At 62.5% G+C, this 22,755-nt stretch carries 20 protein-coding genes and 1 tRNA gene; 11 read left to right on the top strand and 10 right to left on the bottom strand.

The features are described 5' to 3' along the window. Positions 1 to 219: 219 nt before the first annotated feature. From NTD82_RS18505 to gabD, 3 genes are all read right to left on the bottom strand, one after another. Positions 220 to 1,431 (bottom strand): response regulator, encoded by a 1,212-nt coding sequence (locus tag NTD82_RS18505; protein WP_262129729.1) that lies wholly within the window; start codon positions 1,429 to 1,431, stop codon positions 220 to 222. A gap of 136 nt (positions 1,432 to 1,567) precedes the next feature. Further along, on the bottom strand, positions 1,568 to 2,845 hold the full coding sequence (gene gabT, locus NTD82_RS18500) for a 4-aminobutyrate--2-oxoglutarate transaminase (protein ID WP_262129728.1): 1,278 nt from the start codon (positions 2,843 to 2,845) through the stop codon (positions 1,568 to 1,570). A gap of 178 nt (positions 2,846 to 3,023) precedes the next feature. Beyond that, complete coding sequence (gene gabD, locus NTD82_RS18495) at positions 3,024 to 4,466, bottom strand: NADP-dependent succinate-semialdehyde dehydrogenase (RefSeq protein ID WP_095159436.1); 1,443 nt, start codon at positions 4,464 to 4,466, stop codon at positions 3,024 to 3,026. Positions 4,467 to 4,820: 354 nt separating this feature from the next. Here gabD and NTD82_RS18490 point away from each other — a divergent pair. Continuing rightward, a tRNA-Arg gene (locus NTD82_RS18490) sits at positions 4,821 to 4,897 on the top strand. A 94-nt stretch (positions 4,898 to 4,991) separates the two neighbouring features. Here NTD82_RS18490 and NTD82_RS18485 read toward each other — a convergent pair. After that, the gene (locus NTD82_RS18485; RefSeq protein ID WP_262129727.1) at positions 4,992 to 5,561 is read right to left on the bottom strand and encodes a hypothetical protein; all 570 of its coding nucleotides are present in this window, start codon (positions 5,559 to 5,561) and stop codon (positions 4,992 to 4,994) included. A 49-nt stretch (positions 5,562 to 5,610) separates the two neighbouring features. Continuing rightward, positions 5,611 to 6,519 (bottom strand): hypothetical protein, encoded by a 909-nt coding sequence (locus NTD82_RS18480; protein ID WP_262129725.1) that lies wholly within the window; start codon positions 6,517 to 6,519, stop codon positions 5,611 to 5,613. A 233-nt stretch (positions 6,520 to 6,752) separates the two neighbouring features. Here NTD82_RS18480 and NTD82_RS18475 point away from each other — a divergent pair, with 233 nt between their 5' ends. Beyond that, positions 6,753 to 8,612, top strand: coding sequence for a DUF3857 domain-containing transglutaminase family protein (locus NTD82_RS18475; protein ID WP_262129724.1), 1,860 nt, complete (start codon positions 6,753 to 6,755; stop codon positions 8,610 to 8,612). A gap of 148 nt (positions 8,613 to 8,760) precedes the next feature. After that, positions 8,761 to 9,201, top strand: coding sequence for a CBS domain-containing protein (locus tag NTD82_RS18470; protein ID WP_095159432.1), 441 nt, complete (start codon positions 8,761 to 8,763; stop codon positions 9,199 to 9,201). Between the two features lie 7 nt (positions 9,202 to 9,208). Here the strand turns inward: NTD82_RS18470 and NTD82_RS18465 are convergent, their stop codons facing one another. The 4 genes from NTD82_RS18465 to NTD82_RS18450 all read right to left on the bottom strand — a co-directional run bounded on the left by NTD82_RS18465 (position 9,209) and on the right by NTD82_RS18450 (position 13,137). Continuing rightward, entirely contained in the window at positions 9,209 to 9,847 is a 639-nt protein-coding gene (locus tag NTD82_RS18465) for an NADH:ubiquinone oxidoreductase subunit N (RefSeq protein ID WP_095159431.1), read from the bottom strand. 65 nt (positions 9,848 to 9,912) lie between these two features. Next, positions 9,913 to 10,152 carry a DUF2789 domain-containing protein gene (locus tag NTD82_RS18460; protein ID WP_095159430.1) on the bottom strand — a complete coding sequence of 80 codons (240 nt, stop codon included), beginning with the start codon at positions 10,150 to 10,152 and terminating at the stop codon, positions 9,913 to 9,915. A 320-nt stretch (positions 10,153 to 10,472) separates the two neighbouring features. Next, on the bottom strand, positions 10,473 to 12,086 hold the full coding sequence (locus NTD82_RS18455) for an alkaline phosphatase family protein (RefSeq protein ID WP_262129723.1): 1,614 nt from the start codon (positions 12,084 to 12,086) through the stop codon (positions 10,473 to 10,475). Between the two features lie 100 nt (positions 12,087 to 12,186). Further along, complete coding sequence (locus NTD82_RS18450) at positions 12,187 to 13,137, bottom strand: LysR family transcriptional regulator (protein WP_095159428.1); 951 nt, start codon at positions 13,135 to 13,137, stop codon at positions 12,187 to 12,189. Positions 13,138 to 13,281: 144 nt separating this feature from the next. Here NTD82_RS18450 and NTD82_RS18445 point away from each other — a divergent pair, with 144 nt between their 5' ends. From NTD82_RS18445 to NTD82_RS18430, 4 genes are all read left to right on the top strand, one after another. Continuing rightward, the gene (locus tag NTD82_RS18445; RefSeq protein ID WP_262129720.1) at positions 13,282 to 15,633 is read left to right on the top strand and encodes a TonB-dependent receptor; all 2,352 of its coding nucleotides are present in this window, start codon (positions 13,282 to 13,284) and stop codon (positions 15,631 to 15,633) included. 259 nt (positions 15,634 to 15,892) lie between these two features. Further along, positions 15,893 to 16,699 (top strand): energy transducer TonB, encoded by an 807-nt coding sequence (locus NTD82_RS18440; RefSeq protein WP_095159426.1) that lies wholly within the window; start codon positions 15,893 to 15,895, stop codon positions 16,697 to 16,699. Positions 16,700 to 16,732: 33 nt separating this feature from the next. Then, positions 16,733 to 17,455, top strand: coding sequence for a MotA/TolQ/ExbB proton channel family protein (locus NTD82_RS18435; protein ID WP_095159425.1), 723 nt, complete (start codon positions 16,733 to 16,735; stop codon positions 17,453 to 17,455). Position 17,456: 1 nt separating this feature from the next. Continuing rightward, positions 17,457 to 17,858, top strand: a complete 402-nt coding sequence (locus NTD82_RS18430; RefSeq protein WP_095159424.1) for an ExbD/TolR family protein — start codon at positions 17,457 to 17,459, stop codon at positions 17,856 to 17,858. Between the two features lie 273 nt (positions 17,859 to 18,131). On the opposite strand, the gene NTD82_RS18425 is transcribed toward NTD82_RS18430, so the two are convergent. Then, entirely contained in the window at positions 18,132 to 18,572 is a 441-nt protein-coding gene (locus tag NTD82_RS18425; RefSeq protein ID WP_315974965.1) for a hypothetical protein, read from the bottom strand. Positions 18,573 to 19,627: 1,055 nt separating this feature from the next. On the opposite strand from NTD82_RS18425, the gene NTD82_RS18420 reads away from it, so the two are divergent. From NTD82_RS18420 to NTD82_RS18405, 4 genes are all read left to right on the top strand, one after another. Further along, positions 19,628 to 19,930, top strand: coding sequence for a DUF3077 domain-containing protein (locus NTD82_RS18420; protein ID WP_095159423.1), 303 nt, complete (start codon positions 19,628 to 19,630; stop codon positions 19,928 to 19,930). 132 nt (positions 19,931 to 20,062) lie between these two features. Beyond that, on the top strand, positions 20,063 to 20,644 hold the full coding sequence (locus NTD82_RS18415; protein WP_095159422.1) for an alpha/beta hydrolase: 582 nt from the start codon (positions 20,063 to 20,065) through the stop codon (positions 20,642 to 20,644). A 69-nt stretch (positions 20,645 to 20,713) separates the two neighbouring features. Further along, entirely contained in the window at positions 20,714 to 21,655 is a 942-nt protein-coding gene (locus tag NTD82_RS18410; RefSeq protein ID WP_095159421.1) for a sigma 54-interacting transcriptional regulator, read from the top strand. Positions 21,656 to 21,830: 175 nt separating this feature from the next. Continuing rightward, on the top strand, positions 21,831 to 22,616 hold the full coding sequence (locus tag NTD82_RS18405; protein WP_095159420.1) for a MetQ/NlpA family ABC transporter substrate-binding protein: 786 nt from the start codon (positions 21,831 to 21,833) through the stop codon (positions 22,614 to 22,616). The last annotated feature ends 139 nt before the right edge of the window (positions 22,617 to 22,755 follow it).

Genomic DNA, 22,755 nt, shown 5'->3' with positions numbered 1-22,755 from the left:
TCAATGGCCTCATCGCTGCATGGGGTATCTATCCATCTCGGAATTGTGTGGCGACCACGAGTTGCCTGTCAGAGGATCTGGCCATGGCCACCAAGTGCTACGCGATAGCTCTTCAGCGCTCGATCTCAAGGGCGCTGAAGACATATCGGCTGACACATGGCAGCCACGACTTGACCATGAACTGTGTAGATATCTATACAGCGATAAGGCCCTGAAACCTCACACCTTCCGCAACCGCTCCAACTCCGCCCGCCCCACTTTCAGCAACCGTGCCGTCTTCCCCGCCGCCAGCTCATCCAGCCCTTCTTCCGGCGTCAACCGCGCCATCTGCCCGGCGAGGTTCATCACCAGGTCTTCGCGGGAATACACGCCACCGCCCAATTGGTACACCGCAGCGATCAACTCGCGCAGCTCCAGCGGCAAGCGCCAGCGCGCTCGCAGCGCCGAGCCGTAGCCCGCGCCGGATTGGCTCAGCGACAGTTCGACTTCGTTCTCGTCCAGCTCGCCACCCGCCAAACGCCACTCCTGCAGACAACGCAGCAGCGCCAGGTCGCCCAGGCAATGCAGCAACCCGGCGCAGTAGCAGCGCTCCAGGTCGAGTTCGAGCATTTGTGCCAGAGTCCGGCCGTACTCCGCCGTGCGCAGCGACAGGTTCCAGTACTGCTCGGCATAACGCGCCAGCACCGGGTCGCTGAGACGGGCGCTGCGCTTGAGCGCGAGGCCAAGGATGAGGTTCATGCTCTGGGTGGTCCCCAGCTTGTTCAGCGCCTGCAGCAGGGTCTGCACGGCGCCCTCGCGGTGCAGCGCGGCGCTGTTGGCGGCGGCGATCAGCACGGCGGTGATTTGCGGATCGGAACGCACTTCTTCTTCCAGCACCCGCAGGTCCAGCCCCTGCGGGTTAAGCGCGCGCTTGATCGCCTGCTGCACATCGGCGAACAACGGGCCACCATCGGCGGTAGCGCGGTGTTCTTCGATAAAGCGCGCCAGCGTCAACCCCGCGCGCAGCGGCGGCACTTCGCAGGAGACCGCCTCGCCGAGCTTGAGCAGTTGCTCTTCAAGGCGCTGGCGCAGCGAGTCGAGGTTCAGCGGTTTGCTCAGGTAGGCCGTGGGTGCCAGCGGCAGGGCTTCGCGCACGCTGGCCACGTCGGCACGGCTACTGATGAGGATGAACGGCAGCACCGGCGTCCGCGGTCGCGATCGGACCTTGCGCAGCAGGTCGAGGCCGTCGAGGCCCGGCAGTTCACGCGCAGCGATGATCAGGTCCGGTTGCCCGGTCAGTCCTTCCAGCGCTTCGTTGCCATTGGCGCAGACCTTCACCTTGGCGTCACAGCGCACGCTCAGCAGCATTTGCGTGAGCATGTCGCGCACCCACGGATCACCTTCGGCAATCAACACCTTGGGTGCAGCAGCGGGTGGATCTACAGCAGTCATCAGGTTCTCCTTACAGCCATCACACGCAGTCCGGTGCACCTTCCAAGGTGTCTCCTATGGAAACCTTAGCGCTCAACCTGTTCCCTGGGACGAAAAAAAACCCGCCGAAGCGGGTTTTTTTCTAGCGGATCACAGTTTACGCGAGTTCAGCGAAGCACTCTTCGATGATCGCCAGACCTTTGTCCAGCAGCGCGTCTTCAGCGGTCAGCGGAACCAGGATACGCAGGACGTTACCGTAGGTGCCGCAGGACAGCAGGATCAGACCCTTCTCACGACCCTTGGCCACAACCTGGGCAACGGCGGCAGCGTTCGGGGTGTGAGTGCCTTTCTCGAAGACTTCAACAGCGATCATCGAGCCCAGGGCACGCACGTCACCGATGATCGGGTGCTTGGCCTGGATTTGCTTCAGACCGGCAACCAGACGCTCGCCAACAGCCTGGCTGCGCTCCAGCAGTTTCTCTTCTTCGAACACTTCCAGAACGGCCAGGGCCGCGGCGCACGCAACCGGCGAACCGGCGTAGGTGCCGCCCAGGCCGCCCGGGGCGATGGCGTCCATGTACTCGGCCTTGCCGCACACACCGGCCAGCGGGAAGCCGCCAGCGATGGATTTGGCGAAGGTGGTCAGGTCAGGCGCGACGCCCATCTGTTCCATGGCGAAGAAGGTGCCGGTACGGCCAGCGCCGGTTTGTACTTCGTCGGCGATCAGCAGGATGCCGTGCTGGTCGCACAGGGCGCGCAGACGCTTCATCAGCTCTTTCGGAGCAGGCAGGAAACCGCCTTCGCCCTGAACTGGCTCGATGATGATTGCGGCGATGTCACGTGGCTCGGCGTCGTTCTTGAAGATGCGCTCGATGGAAGCGATCGACTCGTCGATGCTCACGCCGTGCAGCTCGTTCGGGAACTGGGCGCGGAAGATGCCGCCTGGCATCAGGCCCATGCCTGCGGAGTAAGGCACGACTTTACCGGTCAGGCCCAGGGTCATCATGGTGCGACCGTGGTAGCCGCCGGTGAAGGCGATGATGCCAGCGCGGCCAGTGGCAGCACGGGCGATCTTCACGGCGTTTTCAACGGCTTCGGAGCCGGTGGTGACCAGCAGGGTCTTCTTGTCGAAGTCGCCTGGAACGCGGGCGTTGATTTTCTCGCACAGCTCGACGTACGGCTCGTAGGCCAGTACCTGGAAGCAGGTGTGAGTCAGCTTTTTCAGCTGAGCTTCAGCGGCAGCAATGACTTTCGGGTGCAGGTGACCGGTGTTCAGTACCGCGATGCCGCCGGCGAAGTCGATGAACTCGCGGCCTTCAACGTCGGTAACGATGGCGTTCTTCGCGCTTTCAGCGAAGATCGGGTGGATCTGGCCAACACCGCGTGGAACAGCGGCGACACGACGTTGCATCAGGGATTCGTTGGTCTTGCTCATAAAGTCCTCAATTCGCCAGCGTGGTGGCGAGATTCAAGATGGCGCCGGTATTCAACTGCAGTCAGCATTCGTTGATCGACTGCTGCAGGGGCCCGGTGGCCGGATGTATCTATGTAAAAAAGGCCAGCGAGGCGTCGCTCTCGCGCCCCGCTGGCAGAGGTAAAGCCTTAACCGTGGATCAGACGCTGATGCACAGGTATTTGATTTCGAGGTAGTCCTCGATGCCGTACTTGGAACCTTCACGGCCCAGGCCCGACGCCTTGATCCCGCCGAATGGCGCGACTTCGTTGGAGATCAGGCCAGTGTTGATGCCGACCATGCCGTATTCCAGCGCTTCAGCAACACGGAACACACGGCTCATGTCACGGGCGTAGAAGTACGAAGCCAGACCGAATTCGGTGTCGTTGGACATGGCGATGACTTCGGCCTCGTCCTTGAAGCGGAACAGCGGCGCCAGTGGGCCGAAGGTCTCTTCTTTAGCGACAGCAGCGGTCTTCGGCACGTCGATCAGGATGGTCGGCTCGAAGAAGTTGCCTTCGATCAGTTTGCCGCCGGACAGCACCTTGGCACCTTTGGAAACGGCGTCTTCGATGTGTTCCTGAACCTTGGCAACAGCCTTGCCGTCGATCAGCGGGCCGGTGGTGGTGCCTTCTTCCAGACCGTTGCCGATCTTCAGCTTGGCGACCGCGGCTTTCAGCTTCTCGGCGAAGGCCTCGTAGACACCGTCCTGCACGTAAATGCGGTTGGCGCAGACGCAGGTCTGACCGTTGTTGCGGTATTTGGAAATGATCGCGCCTTCGACGGCCTTATCCAGGTCCGCGTCGTCGAACACGATGAACGGCGCGTTGCCGCCCAGTTCCAGGGAAACTTTTTTGATGTCCTTGGCGCATTCCTGCATCAGTTGGCGACCGATTTCGGTCGAGCCAGTGAAGGACAGTTTGCGCACCAGCGAGTTGCCGGTCAGCTCGGAGCCGACTTCGCCAGCGCTGCCGGTGATCACGCTCAGCACGCCAGCCGGGATACCGGCACGGGTAGCCAGCTCGACCAAAGCCAGAGCGGAGTAAGGAGTCTGCGAAGCAGGCTTGAGGACCATGGTGCAGCCAGCGGCCAGGGCCGGGCCGGCTTTACGGGTGATCATCGCTGCCGGGAAGTTCCACGGAGTGATGGCCGCTGTAACACCGATTGGCTGCTTGATAACGATCAGGCGCTTGTCTGGCTGGTGGCCAGGAATGACATCACCGTAGACGCGCTTGGCTTCTTCGGCGAACCACTCGATGAAGGAAGCGGCGTAGGCGATTTCGCCCTTGGCTTCGGCCAGCGGCTTGCCTTGTTCGGTGGTCATCAGACGAGCCAGGTCGTCCTGGTTCTCGATCATCAGTTCGAACCAGCGGCGCAGCTTGCCAGCGCGCTCTTTGGCGGTCAGTGCACGCCAGGCTGGCAGGGCCTTGTCGGCCGCTTCGATGGCGCGACGGGTTTCGGCGGCGCCCATTTTCGGCACGGTACCGATGACTTCACCGGTGGCCGGGTTGGTCACCTTGATGGTCTGGCCGTTGTCCGCATCCAGCCACTCACCGTTGATATAGGCTTGCTGGCGGAACAATTGGGCGTCTTTAAGCTGCATGTCGGCTTCCTTAACAGCACCGTGCTGGCACGGAGCGAATTATTGGATTTGAAAAAGGAGCCCGGAGAGGGCTGCCGTCAGGAATTCACACACCGGGCCGAAGCACGACACAAGCCACAGAGAAAAGCTCGTGTGTATCAGCACCAGACAAGAGCGTTTGAAATCTCGAACGAATCCTAGGAGTAACGAGGAAAAAGGACAATAGGGCGTTCGAAAAAAAGAACAAAATGCGACGAGTCGTGTCGTCCTTATTAAACAGACCGCCAGAGAGAACCTTCATTCCGTGGGAAATACAGCACAGCGGTTCTGGCGATGGACGGCGCCCCGGCAGATGGGTATCATGGCGCCCGCGTTGCACTCGTAGCTCAGCTGGATAGAGTACTGCCCTCCGAAGGCAGGGGTCGTGGGTTCGAATCCCGCCGAGTGCGCCATCTACAGAAAAGGCCCCGTGAGCAATCACGGGGCCTTTTTCATTGCCGTTTTCCGAAGTACTCGACCGCATCACCGCCAGCCTGCCCTGACGCATCAAAGCACAGGCTTGCTCTTCTGCTGCCACACCTCGCCGAACCCCTCGGTGCTGAAGGCCACGGTGTATTTGTCCAGCACCACCGGCACCAGCTTGTGGGTCATGAAGGCGTTGACGATGAATTGCTGGGCCGCCGGCGAGGTCGGCAGGTAAATGGACACCGGGTTGCCTTTTTCGTCGATCCGGCACTCATACAGCGCGCCGATGGGCTGGCTGTTCACTTCGATCACGACGTTATCCACGACCCGCGGCTTGCCGCACGCGGCAAAGCGACTGAACAGCATGCGGGCGCCGCCTTCCGCGCTGTGGACCAAAGCGTTGTGGACCACGGTGTCTTTGTCCATGCCCTCGCTGTTGCTGAGCACCACGGAACTGTACGGCCGAGCCGGGCTGAAGTCGGTGCTGAGCATGTAGCGATGGGCGCTGATCCCCAGTCTTGCCGCGACGTCCTTGCCCGCGCCTTCCTTGAGGTCGATCAGACCGCCCGCCTGGACATTGGCGCAGAAGGTCGCGAGCAGCAGCGCGGCCGGCAGGCCGATGAGTTTTTTCAGGGTCGCTGGGTAAAACACGGGGTGGTCCTTGTGGTTTGAAATCATCTGTGACGTGTCGCGTTGTATTTCACTCGACCCGCTCGCCTTCGATCAGTCGGCCCCGCCGTGCGCCGTGTTGCGCCATGTAGGCGGCGAGCTGCACCAGGCGGGTGTCCAGCGCTTGCAACAGCCGGTTGCGGGTGGTCAGCACTTCTTTCTGGTTGAAGAAGCCCGGCTCCTCCAGGTAGATGCCGAACAACTGGTTGATCTGCGCCGGGTCGTTGATGACGAAGTTTTCTTCAGCGTTGTGGTTGTACAGCGCGACCATCTTGCCGACCTTGCTGTCCACCGGGTGCATGAACACCATGCTGACCTGCTGCCCCTCGCGAAGACGCAGGCGCGTGTTGTGCACTTGGAAGCACGATTCCTTGCCGTCTTCGTCATCACGGACCCAGAATTCATGCTCCTGCACGTTGCTGGAGCTGATATGGAAGGACGACGATCCGCCGCTCATCGAGCCGTAGCCGTTGGCGATGTAGCCGCTGCCGCCACTGTGTGAGTGGCTGGCGTCGAGGTGGGTCTGGTTACGCTTCTGGGTGTCGAGCACCTGGCCGTTGACTATGAAGAAGCTGAACTGGCGATCGAAGTGATTGAACGGCTCTTCGATGAAGTTCACGTCGTCGGGATTCAGGGTGATGTCGTACATGGTGCGGATCATTTCCGCGCGGGCCGCCTTGTCGAGCTTGGCCTGCTCGCGCAGCTCGGCGCGTTTGACCTTGGCATCGTCGATGGCCTTCAGCGCCTGGGCCTTGAGGATCGGCGTCTTTTCCTGGGCGTAGGCCGCGGCTTTGCCGCCGGCTTCCTTGAGGATCGGCGCCGCCTTCTGACCGGCTTCCACCGCCATTTCCTTGGCCTTTTCCAGCGCTTGGGCAGCCTTGGCGGCCAGTTCGGGATTGGCGTCGATGGCCTTCTTCTTCAGGTCGTCCCACAGACTCATGGTTGTTGCTCCTTGCTCGATGTGCCGCGGCACGGGCGATGGCCGGGAAATAATGGCAATTTAACCTGCGATGCGTGCAAGCGCGAAGGGTACGTGGCAAATGCGGTCATGGCCTCGTGACACATGAGCCACGAGGGGCAACATTCCATCACGGCCACCTTCTCAGGCAAAATCTCCTACAACTGATTCGCATTTCGTCTGTCAGTCCTGGAATTTTTGCAAGAAGGATCTCTATGAAGTGGTTCGTTTCACGCCCGGCACAGTGGCTGGGCCTGCTGGTTTGCCTGTTCACCTTGAACCTGGCCCACGCTGCCGAAGACGGCAACGACACCTCGATCACCGTGGAAAAAGACATCCGCACCACCCGCGTAGAAGCCGATGGCAGTTTCGACGTACGCCATGAGCAGGTTTACCTGATCAACGAAGAGCGTGCGATCAAGGCCCGCGCCCAGCAGTCCCTGTCCTACAACCGCACCCTGGAAACGCTCGATGTGGTCGAGGCGTACACCCAGAAGCCCGACGGCCGCAAAGTCGCGGTCAGCGCCGAGCAGATCAAGGAACAACAGGAGCAGGCGTCGGCCGACGCGCCGATGTTCTTCGACAGCCTGGTCAAAGTGGTGATCTTCCCCGAGGTGGCGGTCGGCGACCGGCTGGTGCTGACCTACACGCGCCAGCGCAACACGGCGCTGTTCCCCGATCAGTTCGAGGAACTGGTATTCCCTGAACTGAGCCCGACCCAGCAACTGACCCTGATCTACGACCTCCCCGCCGGGCTCGCGCTGAACGCCGAAGCCAAGGGTTTCAAGGCATCGAGCCCGAAAGCCGAGGCCGGGCGCAAGGTCTACCGCTGGGACTACCAGCCCGCGAAGCAACCGCGCCGGGAGATCGGCTCAGTGGCTTACGCCGACTACGGCCAGTACCTGGCGGTATCGACCTTCAAGGATTACGCCGCCTTCGCCCAAGCCTACGCGGCGCGGGCCAAGGTCGAGGTGACCCCGGCCATCGCCGAGCTGGCAAAATCGCTGACCGCCAACGTCAGCGAGCCACGGGCCAAGGCCCTGGTGCTGAGTGACTGGGTGCGCAAGAACATCCGCTACGTCGCCGTCTATATCGGTGCCGGCGGCGTGGTGCCGCATGCCGCCGATACCGTGCTGAGCAACCGCTATGGCGACTGCAAGGACCATGTCGCGCTGCTGCTGGCCCTGCTGGAGGCGGTGGATATCCACGGCACGCCGGCGCTGGTCAACCTCGGCACCGCCTACGTGTTGCCGAAAGTGCCGACCCTCGGGGTGATCAACCACAGCATTACCTACGTGCCGAGCCTGGACCTGTACCTGGACCCGACGATGAAAGCCATCGCCGCCGGTTTCCTGCCCGTTCCGGTGCTCGACAAACCCACCGTGCTGACCGGTCCGGCCACCCTCGGCCACACCCCAGCGGTGCAGCCAAGCCTGGTGAAAAGCACCACCACCTTCAACATCAGCGACAGCGGCGCGGCGGACTTCAAGCATGACTCGACCATCCAGGGCTGGGCCGCCGAGCTGAACCGCTACGGCCTGCGCAACATGCCGGCGGCCGAGCGGGACATGCTCATGCAGCGCATCCTCAGCGCCTATGGCCAGTCCGGCAGCGGCTCCGTCGAGGGCAAGAAACTGGACAAGCAGGGCTACAACTTCGCGCTGACGATCACCGGCCATACCCGCAACCTGGTCAACCTGCCCGGCCCGATCGGTATGCCGACCCTGAGCAGCTTCACCGGCGGCATCGCGCAGAACGTGTTCGGCTTCGTCACCGAGAAGGAACGGAACCAGGCGTTCACCTGCATTTCCGGGGTGACCGAGGAAGTCGCCCGCTTCGAATTCCCGGCCCAGGTGGAAATCATCGCCACGCCCAAGCCGGTGTCGCTCAAGGCCGAGTACGTCGACTACAGCGCCGACTACCGCCGCGAGGGCAACACCGTGGTGGTCACCCGGCGCCTGGACTTCCATAACCCGGGAGCGGTCTGCTCGCCGGAGATGTTCCGCGCCTTGCAGCCGACGCTGGAAGCGATGATTCATGACCTGGGCAGCCAGGTGATCGTGCAGAAAAGTTGATCCAGCGGGGGTAAGGCGACAAAAAAACCGGCGATGACGCTTTTCAATCGGGTTCATGCCGTTTTCGGCCTTGCCCCCTTGCCCCGCGTGCACGATTCTTGAGGGTATCTGGCGTTCCTACACCCAACCCCCATGCAGAGGGCGCGCAATGAAAACCGTGGCACAGCTATTGAAGTTGAAGTCCCAGCACGTTCAGCAGGTCTACACCATCAAGCCTCACCAGACGGTGCTGGAAGCGCTGCTGGTGATGGCCGAGAAAAACGTCGGTGCGCTGCCGGTGGTCGAGGGCGGCAAGGTGGTGGGAATCGTCAGTGAGCGCGACTATGCGCGCAAGATGGTGCTCAAGGGCCGGTCTTCGGTCGGCACGGCGGTCAGCGAGATCATGAGTTCGCCGGTGATCACCGTGGATTCCCACCAGAATGTCGACACCTGCATGAACATGATGACCGACAGTCACCTGCGGCACCTGCCGGTGGTCGAGAACGGCGAGCTGCTCGGCCTGCTGTCGATCGGCGACCTGGTCAAGGAAGCCATCGCCGAACAGGCTGACCTGATTCGTCAGTTGGAGCAGTACATCCGCGGCGAATGAGCGCCCTTCAGCGGTATTCGCCCTCCAGCTCGTCGAGCTGGTGGTCGAAGCTGCGCAACCGCGCCGACCAGGTGTACACCAGCACTTCCAGGTCGCGGTTGAGCACCGCGCCGCCGCGCCGCTGGCTCTGTTGCGAATCGCACAGGTCGAGCTGGTAGCGCTCGCGGGCCATGGCCGCCGCCACGCTGGACAGCTCGCGGGCATTGTTCAGCCAGTGGCGGTGGTGGTCGTGGATTTCCTGATCGAGTTCCTGGCACTGCGCCTTGAGGGCTTCCAGGCTGCGCTCGAGCGGCGTGCCTTCGAGTTCGCCCATGACTTCCTGGAAGGTCCGCCCAGGTTGCCAGTAACTCCCCCAAAAATAGCGATCGAACACGGTTTCGACCCGACGCAGCGCCACCTTGGTGTTCCAGATAGCGACCATCGTCCGGCCCTGTTCCAACTGGCGTCGGCGCACCTTGAGCAGTTGCCAGCGAATCCAGGCCAACGCGCTCAAGGCGAGGGCCGCAATCAGACCGGCGGATCCGTAGAGGAACTGCCGGGCCTGATCGAGCTGGTGGACTTCCCTGACCCCGTAGAAATAACCGGCGGTCAGCAGGCTCAAGGCTGTCACGGCAGCCCAGAAGCCAACGGCGTAGGGGTCTTTCATTGGCGCTGTCCCCTTGTTGTTTTTTTCTGAGCATAGCAACGCCAACTGGGGACATAGGGTGCCGCTCAGCGTTTATTTCTGAGGGCCTCGTTAAGCTGATCGACCATCACGATCCAATCGGAATCCTCAATGAACTGGTCCTTGAGAAAGGCCCTCTGCGAGGGCGTCCAGAACGGTGCATCCACCAGCTTGATTTCATTTTTGAGCGGCGAATGGCTGGTGATGAATTGATCGATGCCCTTGGGATCGTCGGGCAGGCCAAGCTGTTTGAACAGTTCCGAGAATTTGTGGTTGGTCAATTCCATGGGGCACTCCTTGGGCTGGGGGGTTAAGGGATTGATCGCCTTGGGGAGTGAAAGTTTAGGTCAGGGAATGGTCGGTGCTGTTTTGGGGCTCAGAGGATCTGGTTATGGCCACCAAGTGCTAGGCGATAGTTCTTCAGCGCTTTCAAGATTGAGCGCGGCCGGCGCAGCGCATCGCGAGCAAGCTCGCTCCTACAGAGGTTTGCAACGTACCTATGTCTGTCAGGCCATGGCACGTTGCAATCACTGTAGGAGCGAGCTTGCTCGCGATGCGCGGGCGGCGCTCGATCTCAAGGACCCTGAAGACATGCCAGTCCCGCCAATCACCAAACCCCAATCTTCACCACACTGTCCTCACGCGGTTCGCCATACCTGAACCACTGCCCTCGCCGTTCGATTTCGGCATGGCTGATGGTGGTCCGGCGCTTCAAACCGCGCAGCCACTCCCACAGATACCCCTGATGCTCCTCGCGCACCGCCGCATACGCCGGATCAGCGCCAAGGTCGTTCAATTCTCCCGGGTCATTCTCCAGGTCGAACAACTGCGCCCTGAAACCGTCATACGCCAGGTACTTCCAGCGCTCGCTGCGCACCATGGTCATGCGGCAACGATCGATGGGCTGGCCCAGCCGTTCCCGCGCCGGTGACTGGAAGGCGTAGTCGTACTCGGCAATCGCGTAGCGCCGCCAGCTTTGTGCGCTCCCATGCAGCAGCGGCACCAGCGAACGGCCCTCCAGCCGGTGGTCAGCGGGCGGCAAGCCGAGGGCGTCGAGAAAGGTCGGCACGGCATCGATGGTTTCCACCAGCCGCTCATCCACCGTGCCCCGGGTGATATCCGCCGGCGCACGCGGATCGCGCACGATCAACGGCACACCCACCGCCGGCTCCAGCAGAAACTCCTTTTCCCCCAGCCAGTGGTCACCGAGGAAATCACCGTGGTCGCTGGTGAAGACGATCAGTGTGTCGTCCCAGCGGCCACTGCTCTGCAGTTCGTCGAACAGCCGGCCAAGCTGGTCGTCGATCTGCTTGATCAGGCCCATGTACGTCGGGATCACCTTCAATCGCACGTCGTCGCGGGAGAAATTCACGCTTTCCTGATGCTGGCGAAACGCGGCGTACACCGGGTGGTCACTGAGCTGCGCGCCCTCCGCGCGCACCGCCGGCTGCACCTGCGCGGCGCCATACAGCGCGTGGTACGGCGCCGGGGCGATATAGGGCCAGTGCGGCTTGATGTACGACAGGTGCAGGCACCACGGCTGCTCGGCCTGTTCGCGGATGAAGTCGATGGCGCGGTCGGTGGTGTAGACGGTCTCGGAATGCTGTTCCGGCAGGCGGGTCGGCAAATGGGCGTTGCGCATGTGCCAGCCGCTGAGCACCTCGCCGTGCTCGCCCTCGGCGGCGTTGGCCCAGGTGTGCCAAGGGTTGTCGCCGTCAAAGCCGTGCTCGCGCAGGTAGCGGGTGTAGGGCGCAGTTTCGCGTTTCTCGGCGAACAGCGGGTCGTCGGGGAAGATGCCGTCATGCCGCACATAAGGTTCGAAACCCACTTCGTTGAGCTGCTCGACGGCGGCGCTGGCCGGGTCGAGGTGCAGGTGCTGCTGGGCGTCGAGGTTGGGCGTGGCGTGGGTTTTGCCCACCAGCGCGGTGCGGATGCCGGCCGGACGCAGGTAGTCGCCGAGGGTCAGTTCTTCCAGCGGCAACGGCACGGCGTTCCACGCCACCTGATGGCTGCTGACGTAACGACCGGTGTAGGCCGACATCCGCGACGGCCCGCAAATCGTGCCTTGGGTGTAGGCGCGGCTGAAGCGCACGCCGGCCGCCGCGAGGCGGTCGATGTTCGGCGTGTGCAAGTGCGGATGGCCGTAGCAAGACAGGTAATCGCGACGCAGTTGGTCGCACATGATGTACAGCACGTTGCGCACGGGAGAAGGCTGGGGCATGGCAGTCACCGAATGAAAAGGCAGGCGACTGTTTTCGCCGCCACGGCGCCCGGCGACAAGCGCATTTGCCGAATACCGGCGATGCGTCCGGCGCAACGCCTTACACGGCCAGGCGCTCCAGGGCGGCGGCGTCGAGGTCTTCCTCGTTCTGATCGGTGCGCACGATCTGCTCGATCATCGCCTCGGCCAGTGGCGCCAGGCGTTGGCGCGCGCGGCTGACGATGCCGTAGCGGGTGTAAAGCTCTTCACAGTCGTCGTTCAGCCCGTCGATCTTAAGCCGCACCAGCTCGCCCCGCGTGCTGCGCAGGCTGTCGCTGTAGGCGCCGCAGATGCCGATGGCGTTGGAGTGCAGGACCACGGTGAGCAGGCTGTGGCTGTTTTCGCATTCGACATTGGCCTCCACGTCCGGGTGGCCGCTGAGGTCGGCGATGACCTTGCGCAGGTTTGGCGGGCGCAGGGTCACCGCCAGCGGGTACTGCAGCAATTCCTCGGCGCTGACGCTGGCGCGGGCGGCCAGCGGATGCCCGGCGCGGCAGCAGAAATACCAGCGGCGCGGTTTCAGGCGCAGGGTTTGGTAGGTGGGATCGGCCTCGAAGCTACGGGTGTCGGCGACGAAGAATTCGAAGTCCTCGGCCAGCAGGCGGCGGTTCAGGCTCTGCCAGTCATCAACTTGAAACTGCACCCGCGCCTTCGGGTAGCGCTCGATGAAGCCGGCGATGGCCCGCGGCACCAGTCCCGCCGCGGGCGCCGGGCCACAACCAAAGCGCAGTTCGCCGGCTTCCAGGCCGTTGAACTGGCGGATCTCGTTGCTCAACTGGCACGCGCCACTGACCAGCCGGCGCGCATGTTCCAGCACCACCAGCCCTTGTTTGGTCGGCGGCAATTCCTTGTTCGAGCGATCCACCAACTGACACCCGGCGCTGTGCTCCAGCGCCTGGATGCTGCGGCTGAACGCCGATTGCGAGAGGTTCACCGCGCTCGCCGCGGCGACGAAGCTGCGGTGCTCGGCGAGGGCGATCAGGTGGCGGAGTTGGCGAAGATCGATATGCATTTTTCACATAAAAAGTATCGGGCAAATGCATTTGCTCTGCCTCGGTTGCACTCCTTATAAAGGCAATCTCTTATTCGGTAAACATATGTAAAAACATAAATAAATAACTTCAGGGAATAAGAATTTCCTGAACAGGAGCCGCTCATGAGCCTTTCGTCTTCCGCTGCACCCTTGTCTTCACGGCGGCTCAAGCGCCTGCCCCTGGCCTTGCTGCTGGCGGGCAGCGCGCACTGGCTGCCGGCGCAGGCCGCCGATGCGGGCCGCGCCGAGCCAGCCCCCGCCGCCAAGTCCGACAGCCAGTTGAAGACGGTCACCGTCACCGCCCGCCGCCGCGAAGAAAGCGCCCAGGACGTGCCGACCCCCATGAGCGTGCTCGACGGCCAGGCCCTGGAAAGCCAGCGCATCTACCGCATCCAGGACCTCCAGCAACTGGTGCCCAGCGTCAACGTCGCCTACATGCATGCGCGCCAGTCCAGCGTGTCGATCCGCGGCCTGGGCAACAACCCGGCCAGCGACGGCCTGGAAGGCAGCGTCGGGCTGTACCTCGACAACGTCTACCTCGGGCGCCCGGGCATGGCCGTTTTCGACCTGATGGACATCGAGCAGCTTGAAGTCCTGCGCGGCCCGCAAGGCACCCTGTTCGGCAAGAACACCACCGCCGGGGTCATCAATATCAGCACCCGCGCGCCGAGCTTCACTCCGGAACGCAGCATCGAAACCTCGGTGGGCGAGGACGGCTATTTCCAGACCAAGGGCACGATCTCCGGCCCGCTCAGCGACACCCTCGCCGGACGCTTCTCGGCCTACCGCACCCGCAACGACGGCGACATCAAAAACGAATACGACGGCCACACCCTCAACGGCGGCTCGCGCCAGGGCTTCCGCGGACAACTGCTGTACAAGCCCAACGAGCGCTTCAACCTGCGCTGGATCGGCGACTACAACGAGGAAGATTCCAGCGCCGGCACCCGCGTGCTGTTCAGCACCGGGCCGACCATCAACGGCGTCAACCGCTACGAAACCCGCGCGGCGGCGGCGGGTGCGACGCTGGTCGACGGCAGCAAGCGCAAGGTCAATCTGGACAACGACCAGCACGTCACCGTGTTCCAGGGCGGCACCTCGCTGGAAGCCAACTGGACCCTCGACAATGACTTCACCCTGACCTCGGTCAGCAGCTACCGCTGGTGGGATTTCACCCCGCGCAACGACGACGGCCTCAACGTGCCGGCCGCCTACAACGCCGGCGTCTCGGTGCGCGACAAGCAGTGGTCGCAGGAATTTCGCCTGGCCTCGCCCACGGGCGGCTTCTTCGACTACGTGCTCGGCGCCTACTACTTCGGCTCCGACCTGGATAACCGCTCCTTCAACTACTACGGCCCGCAGGCCGACATCTGGAACGGCACGCCGACCGGCGCCCTGGCCAACGTCACCACTATCGGCAAGGGCCATATCGAAACCGACAGCTTCGCGCTGTTCGCCCAAGGCACCTGGCACCTCAGCGACCGCCTCGATTTCACCGCGGGCGTGCGCGGCACCTATGAAGAGAAGAGCGCCTGGGTCAACCGCAACGCTCCGCTGGGCGGCGCGGCGGTCGCCGGGGCGGCGGCGACCGCGCGGCAGGGCCGGGTCGGCGCCTACGAGTCGGGTGACCTCAACCAGTACAGCGCCAGCCCGTCGGGGCTGCTCAACCTCAGCTATCGCTTCAGCGATGACCTGCTCGGCTACGCCACCCTGTCCCACGGCGAGAAGTCCGGCGGGGTCAACCTGACGGTCGCCACCGCGCCCGTCGCCGGCGCCGATTCGCTGCTGGTCGGCACCGAGCGCGCCAACAACGCCGAGCTGGGCTTCAAGAGCACGCTGTGGGACAAGCGCCTGCAACTCAACGCCAACCTGTTCTGGACCCAGGTCAACGGCTACCAGACCAACGCCTACGACGAAGCCAACCGCGTCCAGTACCTGACCAACGCCGGCTCAGTGCGCTCACGCGGGGTGGAATTCGAAAGCACCCTGGTGCCGGTGCGCGGGCTGACGCTGAACGTCAACGGCTCCTACAACGACGTCCGCTACCTCTCCTACAAAGATGCCCCGTGCCCGCCGGAAGTGTCGTTGCAACCGGGTGCCCCGGCGTCCTGCGACCTCTCCGGGCACCAGGTGGTCGGCGCCTCGAAATGGATCGCCAACGCCAACGGCCAGTACCAGTGGGACCTCGACAACGGCCTGCAACCCTACGTCACCGCCAGCTATGCGTTCCGCTCCAAAGCGGTGGGCGTGGTCGAGGATTCGGACTACGCGCGCATCCCCAGCTACGCCGTGGTCAACCTCTCCACCGGCCTGCGCGGCGACCTCGGTCAAGGCCAGTGGGATGTCTCCCTGTGGGTGAAAAACGCCTTCGACAAGACCTACTACACCACGCTGTGGAGTGCGGCCAACGGTGGCTATGAAGGCCTGCTCGGCACGCCGCGAACCCTGGGCGTGACCGGTCGCTACGACTTCTGAGGCGATTTCCCCATGCCTTTGAGGAATATTTTTCATGCCGCAAAAGCATGGCGAAATGCCCGCATCGCTACAGCCCTTGAAATACGCGGGCTGTAGCGATTCGGCAAAACCTCATATTCGAACAAGTTCTATCCATAACTTTAAAGATTACTTTCAGAGATAAGCGTCTCGCCCCGATCATCCACCGCAAGCGAAGGCGCTTTTCATCCCTGACCGACCGCCTTCGAAGGAAATGCATTGAACCCCCAGGAGTCTATCAATGGGTAATGTCCAGACCGCCGCCAGCGCCCTCGATGTGCTGTGGCGCCCGGCGCCGGGCGAACTGGTCGATCTCGGCCGTCCGCACCGTGTTCCGCTGGCGCAGCAGCGCTTGCAGCGCACGCCGCGCAGCGCCCTGAACCGTCGTGAGAAAGTCCTGCTTGGGGTGTTTGCCCTGGTGTTGCATGGCGCGGCCGCGTACTGGATCAGCCAGGCGCCGACCCCGGTTCTGCCGGTCGTACCGCCAGAAATTCCACCGATGACCATCGAATTCTCCCAGCCGGCGCCGCCGGTGGTAGAACCGCCGCCGCCCGTGGTCCAGCCACCGCCTCCGGTCGAGCCGCCACCACCGGTGGAAGATGAACTGGCCGTGAAGCCGCCGCCGCCCAAGCCTGTGCCCAAGCCAAAACCTGTGCCCAAGCCCGTGCCAAAGCCGGTACCGCAGCCGCCGGTGCAGACACCACCGCCGACCCCGGCTCCACCGGTCGCCGCGCCACAACCGCCGGCACCGCCCGCGCCCGCCCCGGTGACCCCGGCTTCGGCCAACGCGGCGTACCTGAAAAACCCGGCGCCGGAATACCCGTCGCTGGCCCAGCGTCGCGGCTGGGAAGGCACGGTGCTGTTGCGGGTCAAGGTGCTCGCCAACGGCAAGCCGGGCGAGATCCAGATCCAGAAAAGCAGCGGACGTGACCAACTCGATGACGCCGCGCTGGCAGCGGTAAAGCGTTGGAGCTTCGTCCCGGCCAAGCAGGGCGATGTCGCCCAGGAAGGCTGGGTGAGCGTGCCCATCGATTTCAAGATTCGCTAACCCAAATTCGCGTAACCCGAGAGAGAACACATCATGAGCGTATTGGCCTCCCCACTTGAATCCATCGAAAGCGCGGTGATCTGGCTGCTGGTCGGCTTCTCCGTCGTCACCTGGGGCCTGGCCCTGGTCAAGACCGTGCAGTTTGTCCGCCTGAAGAACCAGGACAAACGCTTCCACAAACAATTCTGGGCCGCGTCCAGTCTCGACTCGGCCGCCGACCTGGCGCAGACCCAACCGGGTTCCGCTGCCCGCGTCGCCCAGGCCGGTTATGCCGCCATCGCCGTTGGCGAGCCTGGCCATGCCGCTGACCTGAGCCAGTCGATCAACCACCAGGACCGCCTGGAACGTGCCCTGCGCCAACAGATCGTGCGTGAACGCCGCTCGCTGGAAACCGGCCTGGCCGTGGTCGCCAGTATCGGTAGCACCTCGCCGTTCATCGGTCTGTTCGGTACTGTCTGGGGCATCATGGAAGCCCTGAAAGGCATCAGCGCCGCGGGCTCCGCGAGCTTGGAAACCGTGGCTGGCCCGATTGGTGCGGCACTGGTTGCCACCGGCGTGGGTATCGCCGTCGCCGTCCCGGCGGTGCTGGTTTACAACTACTTCCTGCGTCGCCTGAAACTGACTGCGGCTGACCTCGACGACTTCGCCCACGACTTCTACAGCCTCGCGCAGAAGAGTGCCTTCCGCGTCATCGCCCACCCAACGCTGCACAAGGCCAACACCCAGGCCGGCCAGCCCGTGAAAGAGGCGGTGTGACATGGCTTTTTCGACCCAGGACAGTGATGAAGTACTGAGTGAGATCAACGTCACCCCGTTGGTGGACGTGATGCTGGTACTGCTGGTGGTGTTCATCGTGACCGCGCCGCTGCTGACCAACGCGATCCCGATCAACCTGCCCAAGACCGAGGCCGTGGCCCCGGTGGAACAGAAAGACCCGCTGGTGGTGAGCATCGACGGCGCAGGGAAGGTATTTATCAACAAGGACGAAATCCAGCCGGATCTGCTGGAGATCAACTTGCAGACGGCCAAGGCCAAAGACCCCGATGTGCGGGTGCAACTGCAGGCTGATGACGGTGTGAATTACGGAGAAGTGGCCCGCGCCATGGCTTCCATCGAACGTGCGGGGATTACCAAGCTTTCGGTGATCACCGCCCGCTGAGCAACACGCAACTCAGGCAAACTTGAAGGCCGGTCCTGTGGCAGGGGCTGGCCTTTTTTTGTGACAGGTGTAACGGGGACCCCAGGTTGACGAAGAGGTCAGGCAGCGGTAGATTTGCCCCCATCGATACGGACCGGAACCCGAAAGGGGGTATCGATTTCGGAGGCGAAAGCCTCTCCTAGCCAGTGAGCGGGATAAGCGAAGGCGAAAGAACAGGCCGATATACAGATTCAGCAAAAGCCCCGAGTGCGAAAGCCTCGGGGCTTTTTGCTTTCAGATGGATTTTCCGGCATTACGCACTTCCAGGATGTAACGCACATTGTGTGGTTTTCCACGAGGAAGTGAATGCCGCCCCCACGTCGCGACTTCATAGGCTGAGATGACTCGCAGCTTGAGTAGGTTGGTGGTGTTCGCGGGCTTGCTGATCGAGAAGAAAATTGCGTAATCGTGCAGGTCCAGGCAGTAGTACCGTTGGTTGTTTTCAACAAAATACGGAACCGCCAGACCGTTGTAGAAGCGTCGCTCCATGTAGTCGCGCAGTTGGGTGCTGCAGTGATACCGGTCCTCACAGAAATAACGGCGTTCATGCCTGAAGCACAACGACTCTCCCTTGCCTTTTTCATCAGTGAAGCAGTGAAAGCCAAATTCGAATTTGACCGTGACCTGCTCGTCCGCCACATCAAACATCAAATCGAATGGCTGTAAGTGCGCCATCGATAATGTCTTGCCGCCGATGATCAGATCCTTCCACTTCATGACGTGCCCTCGTCTGGAAAGCGAGGCAGCGTACGGGCGGTGGAATGACGCGACAACAACGCAAGTTTGTTCAAACGCTACAGCGAGGTGGTACCCGTACGAATGGAATCGTGCAGGCCCTCACACCCCGCGCCGTATTCGATGGCTGTCACAGATTTCCAAACACAAACTTGCTGGCCGGGATCTGGAGTTGAGGGTTAGGGTTCGCGTTCTCCAGGCCCGCCCGTTATGGCGGCTGTGTGCGTGAGGCGTAATGGCCTGCCGGGTTTCGCCATTCACTCGGTTTTCCACCGCGCATGCAGCCGCCCCCCTTTGTTGGATATTGGTATTTCGCGGCTGCATGCAGGCTATGAGGTGCATGCCGACAGGTTTTCAGGGTTCTCAAGATCGAGCGCCGCTCGCGCGGCGCATCGCGAGCAAGCTCGCTCCTACAGACAGAGGTTTGCAACGTGCCTATGTCTGCCAGGCCATGGTTGGCAGCCTTGTTTGTACGACGCGGTATCGAGTCGACCTCAACAGCCTCCCCGCGATTCATCGCCAAGCGCCAAGAGCAGGCAACGCCTCTCTGTCAGGCCATGGCACGTTGCAACCAATGTAGGAGCGAGCTTGCTCGCGATGCGCCGCGCGGGCGGCGCTCGATCTTGAGAGCGAAAAATATCTATCGGCATGCGCCTGGTGGCCCTGACGCGACCTCCAGACAGCCCCATTCCAGACACCTGCAAACACAAAGTTTGTGGAACCCAAAACTCCTAGGACGTACCCTACGCGGTCTGTCGGTCCCACCTTCCTTGCCCGGGAAACCCACACCCTCTAGGCTTCTCCGGTCGCTGTCAAAGCGGCGATCGGGCGTGGAAACCCGGGTATTGGAGTTCAGTCGCTATGGCGGCTGTGCGCGGGAGGCCTTCGGGTCTGCCGGGTTCTCCAGTGCCCCGGTTTTCCACCCCGCGTACAGCTGCCACCCTATCCGTGTGGAAACGGTCGGGTATCAGCTCCATATCGCACCGGAGTTCCTGATGAAAAAAATAGTCCCCGACCCACCCCTATCCCCCACCTGCACGCGCCACTTCGGCGAATGCCCCGCCGACCACCCTCCTCTGTTTTCTGTCAACGCCGGCATCGACCCCCACAGCACCCTGGTTCACGCCTCGATGTTCTTGCGCTGCGCTTACTACTCCGCCCAGGAAGCGACCGGACAAGACGCCGGCAGAGCGAACTTCGTCTGGCTGGCGATGCACGGCGTGGAAGCCGCCAAGGCGCTGATCGATGCCCTGATCGACGGCATGGAAAAGGCCGAATGGCAGCAAGCCACCGAGTAACGACAACGGGACCGCCCTGCGGTCCTTCTCTTGTTTTGGTTATTAATAAATAGCTTCTTATTCCTTTACGGATATAACCCCAGCGCTAATACTTGCCGGCATGCACGCAACCGCAGCAGGAGGCAATTCCCCATGCGCAACGAGTCGATCCGTTACCTGATTGTCCCCGGCTGGCAAGGTTCGCCAGACGAGCACTGGCAAAGCCATTGGCACAGCACGCTGCCCAATAGCGCCCGTGTCGAGCAGGCCGACTGGCTGACGCCGAAGCGCGAGGACTGGGTCGCCGCGCTGGAGCAGGCGATTGCCGCCGACGACGCGCCGGTGATTCTGATCGCTCACAGCCTCGGTTGCATCACCGTTTCCCACTGGGCGGCCCAGGCCAGCCCGGCGCTGCTGCGGCGGGTACGCGGGGCGCTGCTGGTTGCGCCGGCAGATGTCGAACGCCCAGCCTGCGCGCCGGCGCTGCGTAACTTCGCACCGATTCCCATGCAACAACTGCCGTTCCCGAGCCAGGTGGTCACGTCGGACAACGACCCGGCCGTCAGCGCCCCACGGGCGATGCAACTGGCCCGTGCCTGGGGCGCCGAAGCCGGCGTGCTCGGCGGCGCCGGACACATCAACGTCAAATCCGGGCATCGCCGCTGGGAGCAGGGTTTCGCCTACCTGTACCGCCTGCAAAGCCGTCTGGAACAAGGCGCCCTTCGCCGCGCCTGATTCCACCGCACTCTTTTTCTTTTTACCGCTTAACGCCCGGGCCAGGAGTGCCCGGGCGGGAGTTTTGCCATGACTGCACAAGACACTTTCGGCCAGCCGCTGCTGACCTTCCCCGAACTCGACAAGAGCCCGCTGAGCATCCGCGCCAAGGCGCTGGTGTTTGTCGATCCGCGTTCGCGCCAGTTGCGCGAGGAACTGGAAATTCTCGCGCCGCTGGCGCTGCCGGTGCTGATCCGCGGCGAATCCGGCACCGGCAAGGAATTGCTGGCACGGCAGATTCACCGCGCCAGTGATCGCGGCGGGCTGTTCGTCTCGGTCAACTGCGGGGCGATCAGCCCGACTTACGCCGATGCCGAGCTGTTCGGCTACGCCGCAGGGGCCCACAGCGGCACGGCCAGCAGCCGCGCCGGCTGGTTCGGCTCGGCCAACGGCGGAACCCTTTATCTCGACGAAATCGCCGACCTGCCGTTGGCGATTCAGGTCAAGCTGCTGGCGGCGCTGGAGAACCGCGAGGTCACTCGCGTCGGCGCGCAGCAGGCGCATTCGGTGGACGTGCGCCTGGTCGCGGCCACCAGCATCGACCTGGCCCAGGCCGTGGCGGCGGGGCGCTTCCACCAGCGCTTGTACGACTACCTCCACGAAGGCCGGCTGGAACTGCCGGCGCTGCGCGAGCGGGTTGGCGACATCCTGCCCTTGGCCGAGTACTTCATCGGGATCTACAGCCCACGGCTGAACCTGCCGGTGCCGCTGCTGAGCGAGGCGGCGCAGCGGGTGCTGGAGTTGCACGACTGGCCGGGCAATACCCGCGAACTGGAGAACGTCATTCACTTCGCCCTGTTGCTGGGCAGCGGTGACGAGATCCTGCCGGAACACCTGAATTTGCCGACGCCACTTTCGGCGCTGGCCGAACGGCTGGAGCACATCAGCAAGCAAGGCGACGCCGCGGAGCGTCGAGCGTTGCAGCGTTTGCTGGAGAAAACCCTGTTGCGTCTCACACAAGCCGCGAGCTAGAGCGTTGCGCGTCCTGCATGGCAGGGTGCGAACAAAAAGGCATAACCAGCTAAGCAAAAGATATTTTTAAGGAATAAAAAATCTCGGTATTGTCCGCCTCACGCCGGGCAATACGGGCCCGGCCAACCAACACTTACCGAGGCCCACAAGGCGCGGATACCAATAAGGACTGCACATGAAAAAGACGTTGTTGATGACCGCCCTGGCCGCCGCGCTGTCGGTTGCCGGTTTTGCCCACGCCGGTGAAAAACTGGTGGTTGCCGCGACTCCGGTTCCCCACGCTGAAATCCTCGAGCTGATCAAGCCGACCCTGGCCAAAGAAGGCGTGGACCTGGAAATCAAAGTCTTCACCGACTACGTGCAGCCGAACGTGCAGGTTGACCAGAAGCGTCTGGACGCCAACTACTTCCAGACCCTGCCGTACCTGAAGAACTTCAACGAAGGCAAAGGCACCAATCTGGTGACCGTGATCGGCGTTCACGTCGAACCGTTCGGTGGCTACTCGAAGAAGGTCAAGAGCCTGAGCGAGCTGAAGGAAGGCGCTACCGTGGCCATCCCGAACGAGGGCAGCAACAGTGGTCGTGCCCTGCTGCTGTTGCAGAAGGCTGGCCTGATCACCCTGAAGGATCCGAAAAACGCCCTGGCGACCCCGAAAGACATCGCCGAGAACCCGAAAAAACTGAAATTCCGCGAGCTGGAATCGGCCATGCTGCCGCGTGTGCTGGACCAGGTCGACCTGGACCTGATCAACACCAACTACGCGCTGGAAGCTGGTCTGAACCCGGCGAAAGACGCGCTGGTGATCGAAGGCAGCGACTCGCCTTACGTGAACTTCCTGGTGGCCCGTCCGGACAACAAGGACAGCGATGCCGTCCAGAAACTGGCCAAGGCCCTGACCTCGCCTGAGGTGAAAACCTTTATCGAGAAGAAGTACAGCGGCGCGGTACTGCCGGCGTTCTGATGGACTGAGGCGCCAGGAAACCGAAGCTGAATCGTAAAAACCGCCGTTGCGGCGTAATGCCAGTCAGTCAGGCCAGTTGTGGCCTTCGCGAGCAAGCTCGCTCCTACAGCAAACGCAAACAAACCCTATGGCCGAGCTT

This window comes from Pseudomonas sp. 5P_5.1_Bac1 (assembly GCF_025466015.1).
GTDB lineage: Bacteria > Pseudomonadota > Gammaproteobacteria > Pseudomonadales > Pseudomonadaceae > Aquipseudomonas.
Note: the sequence above shows the minus strand (reverse complement) of the source record. Positions and strands in the feature narration are given on the sequence as shown.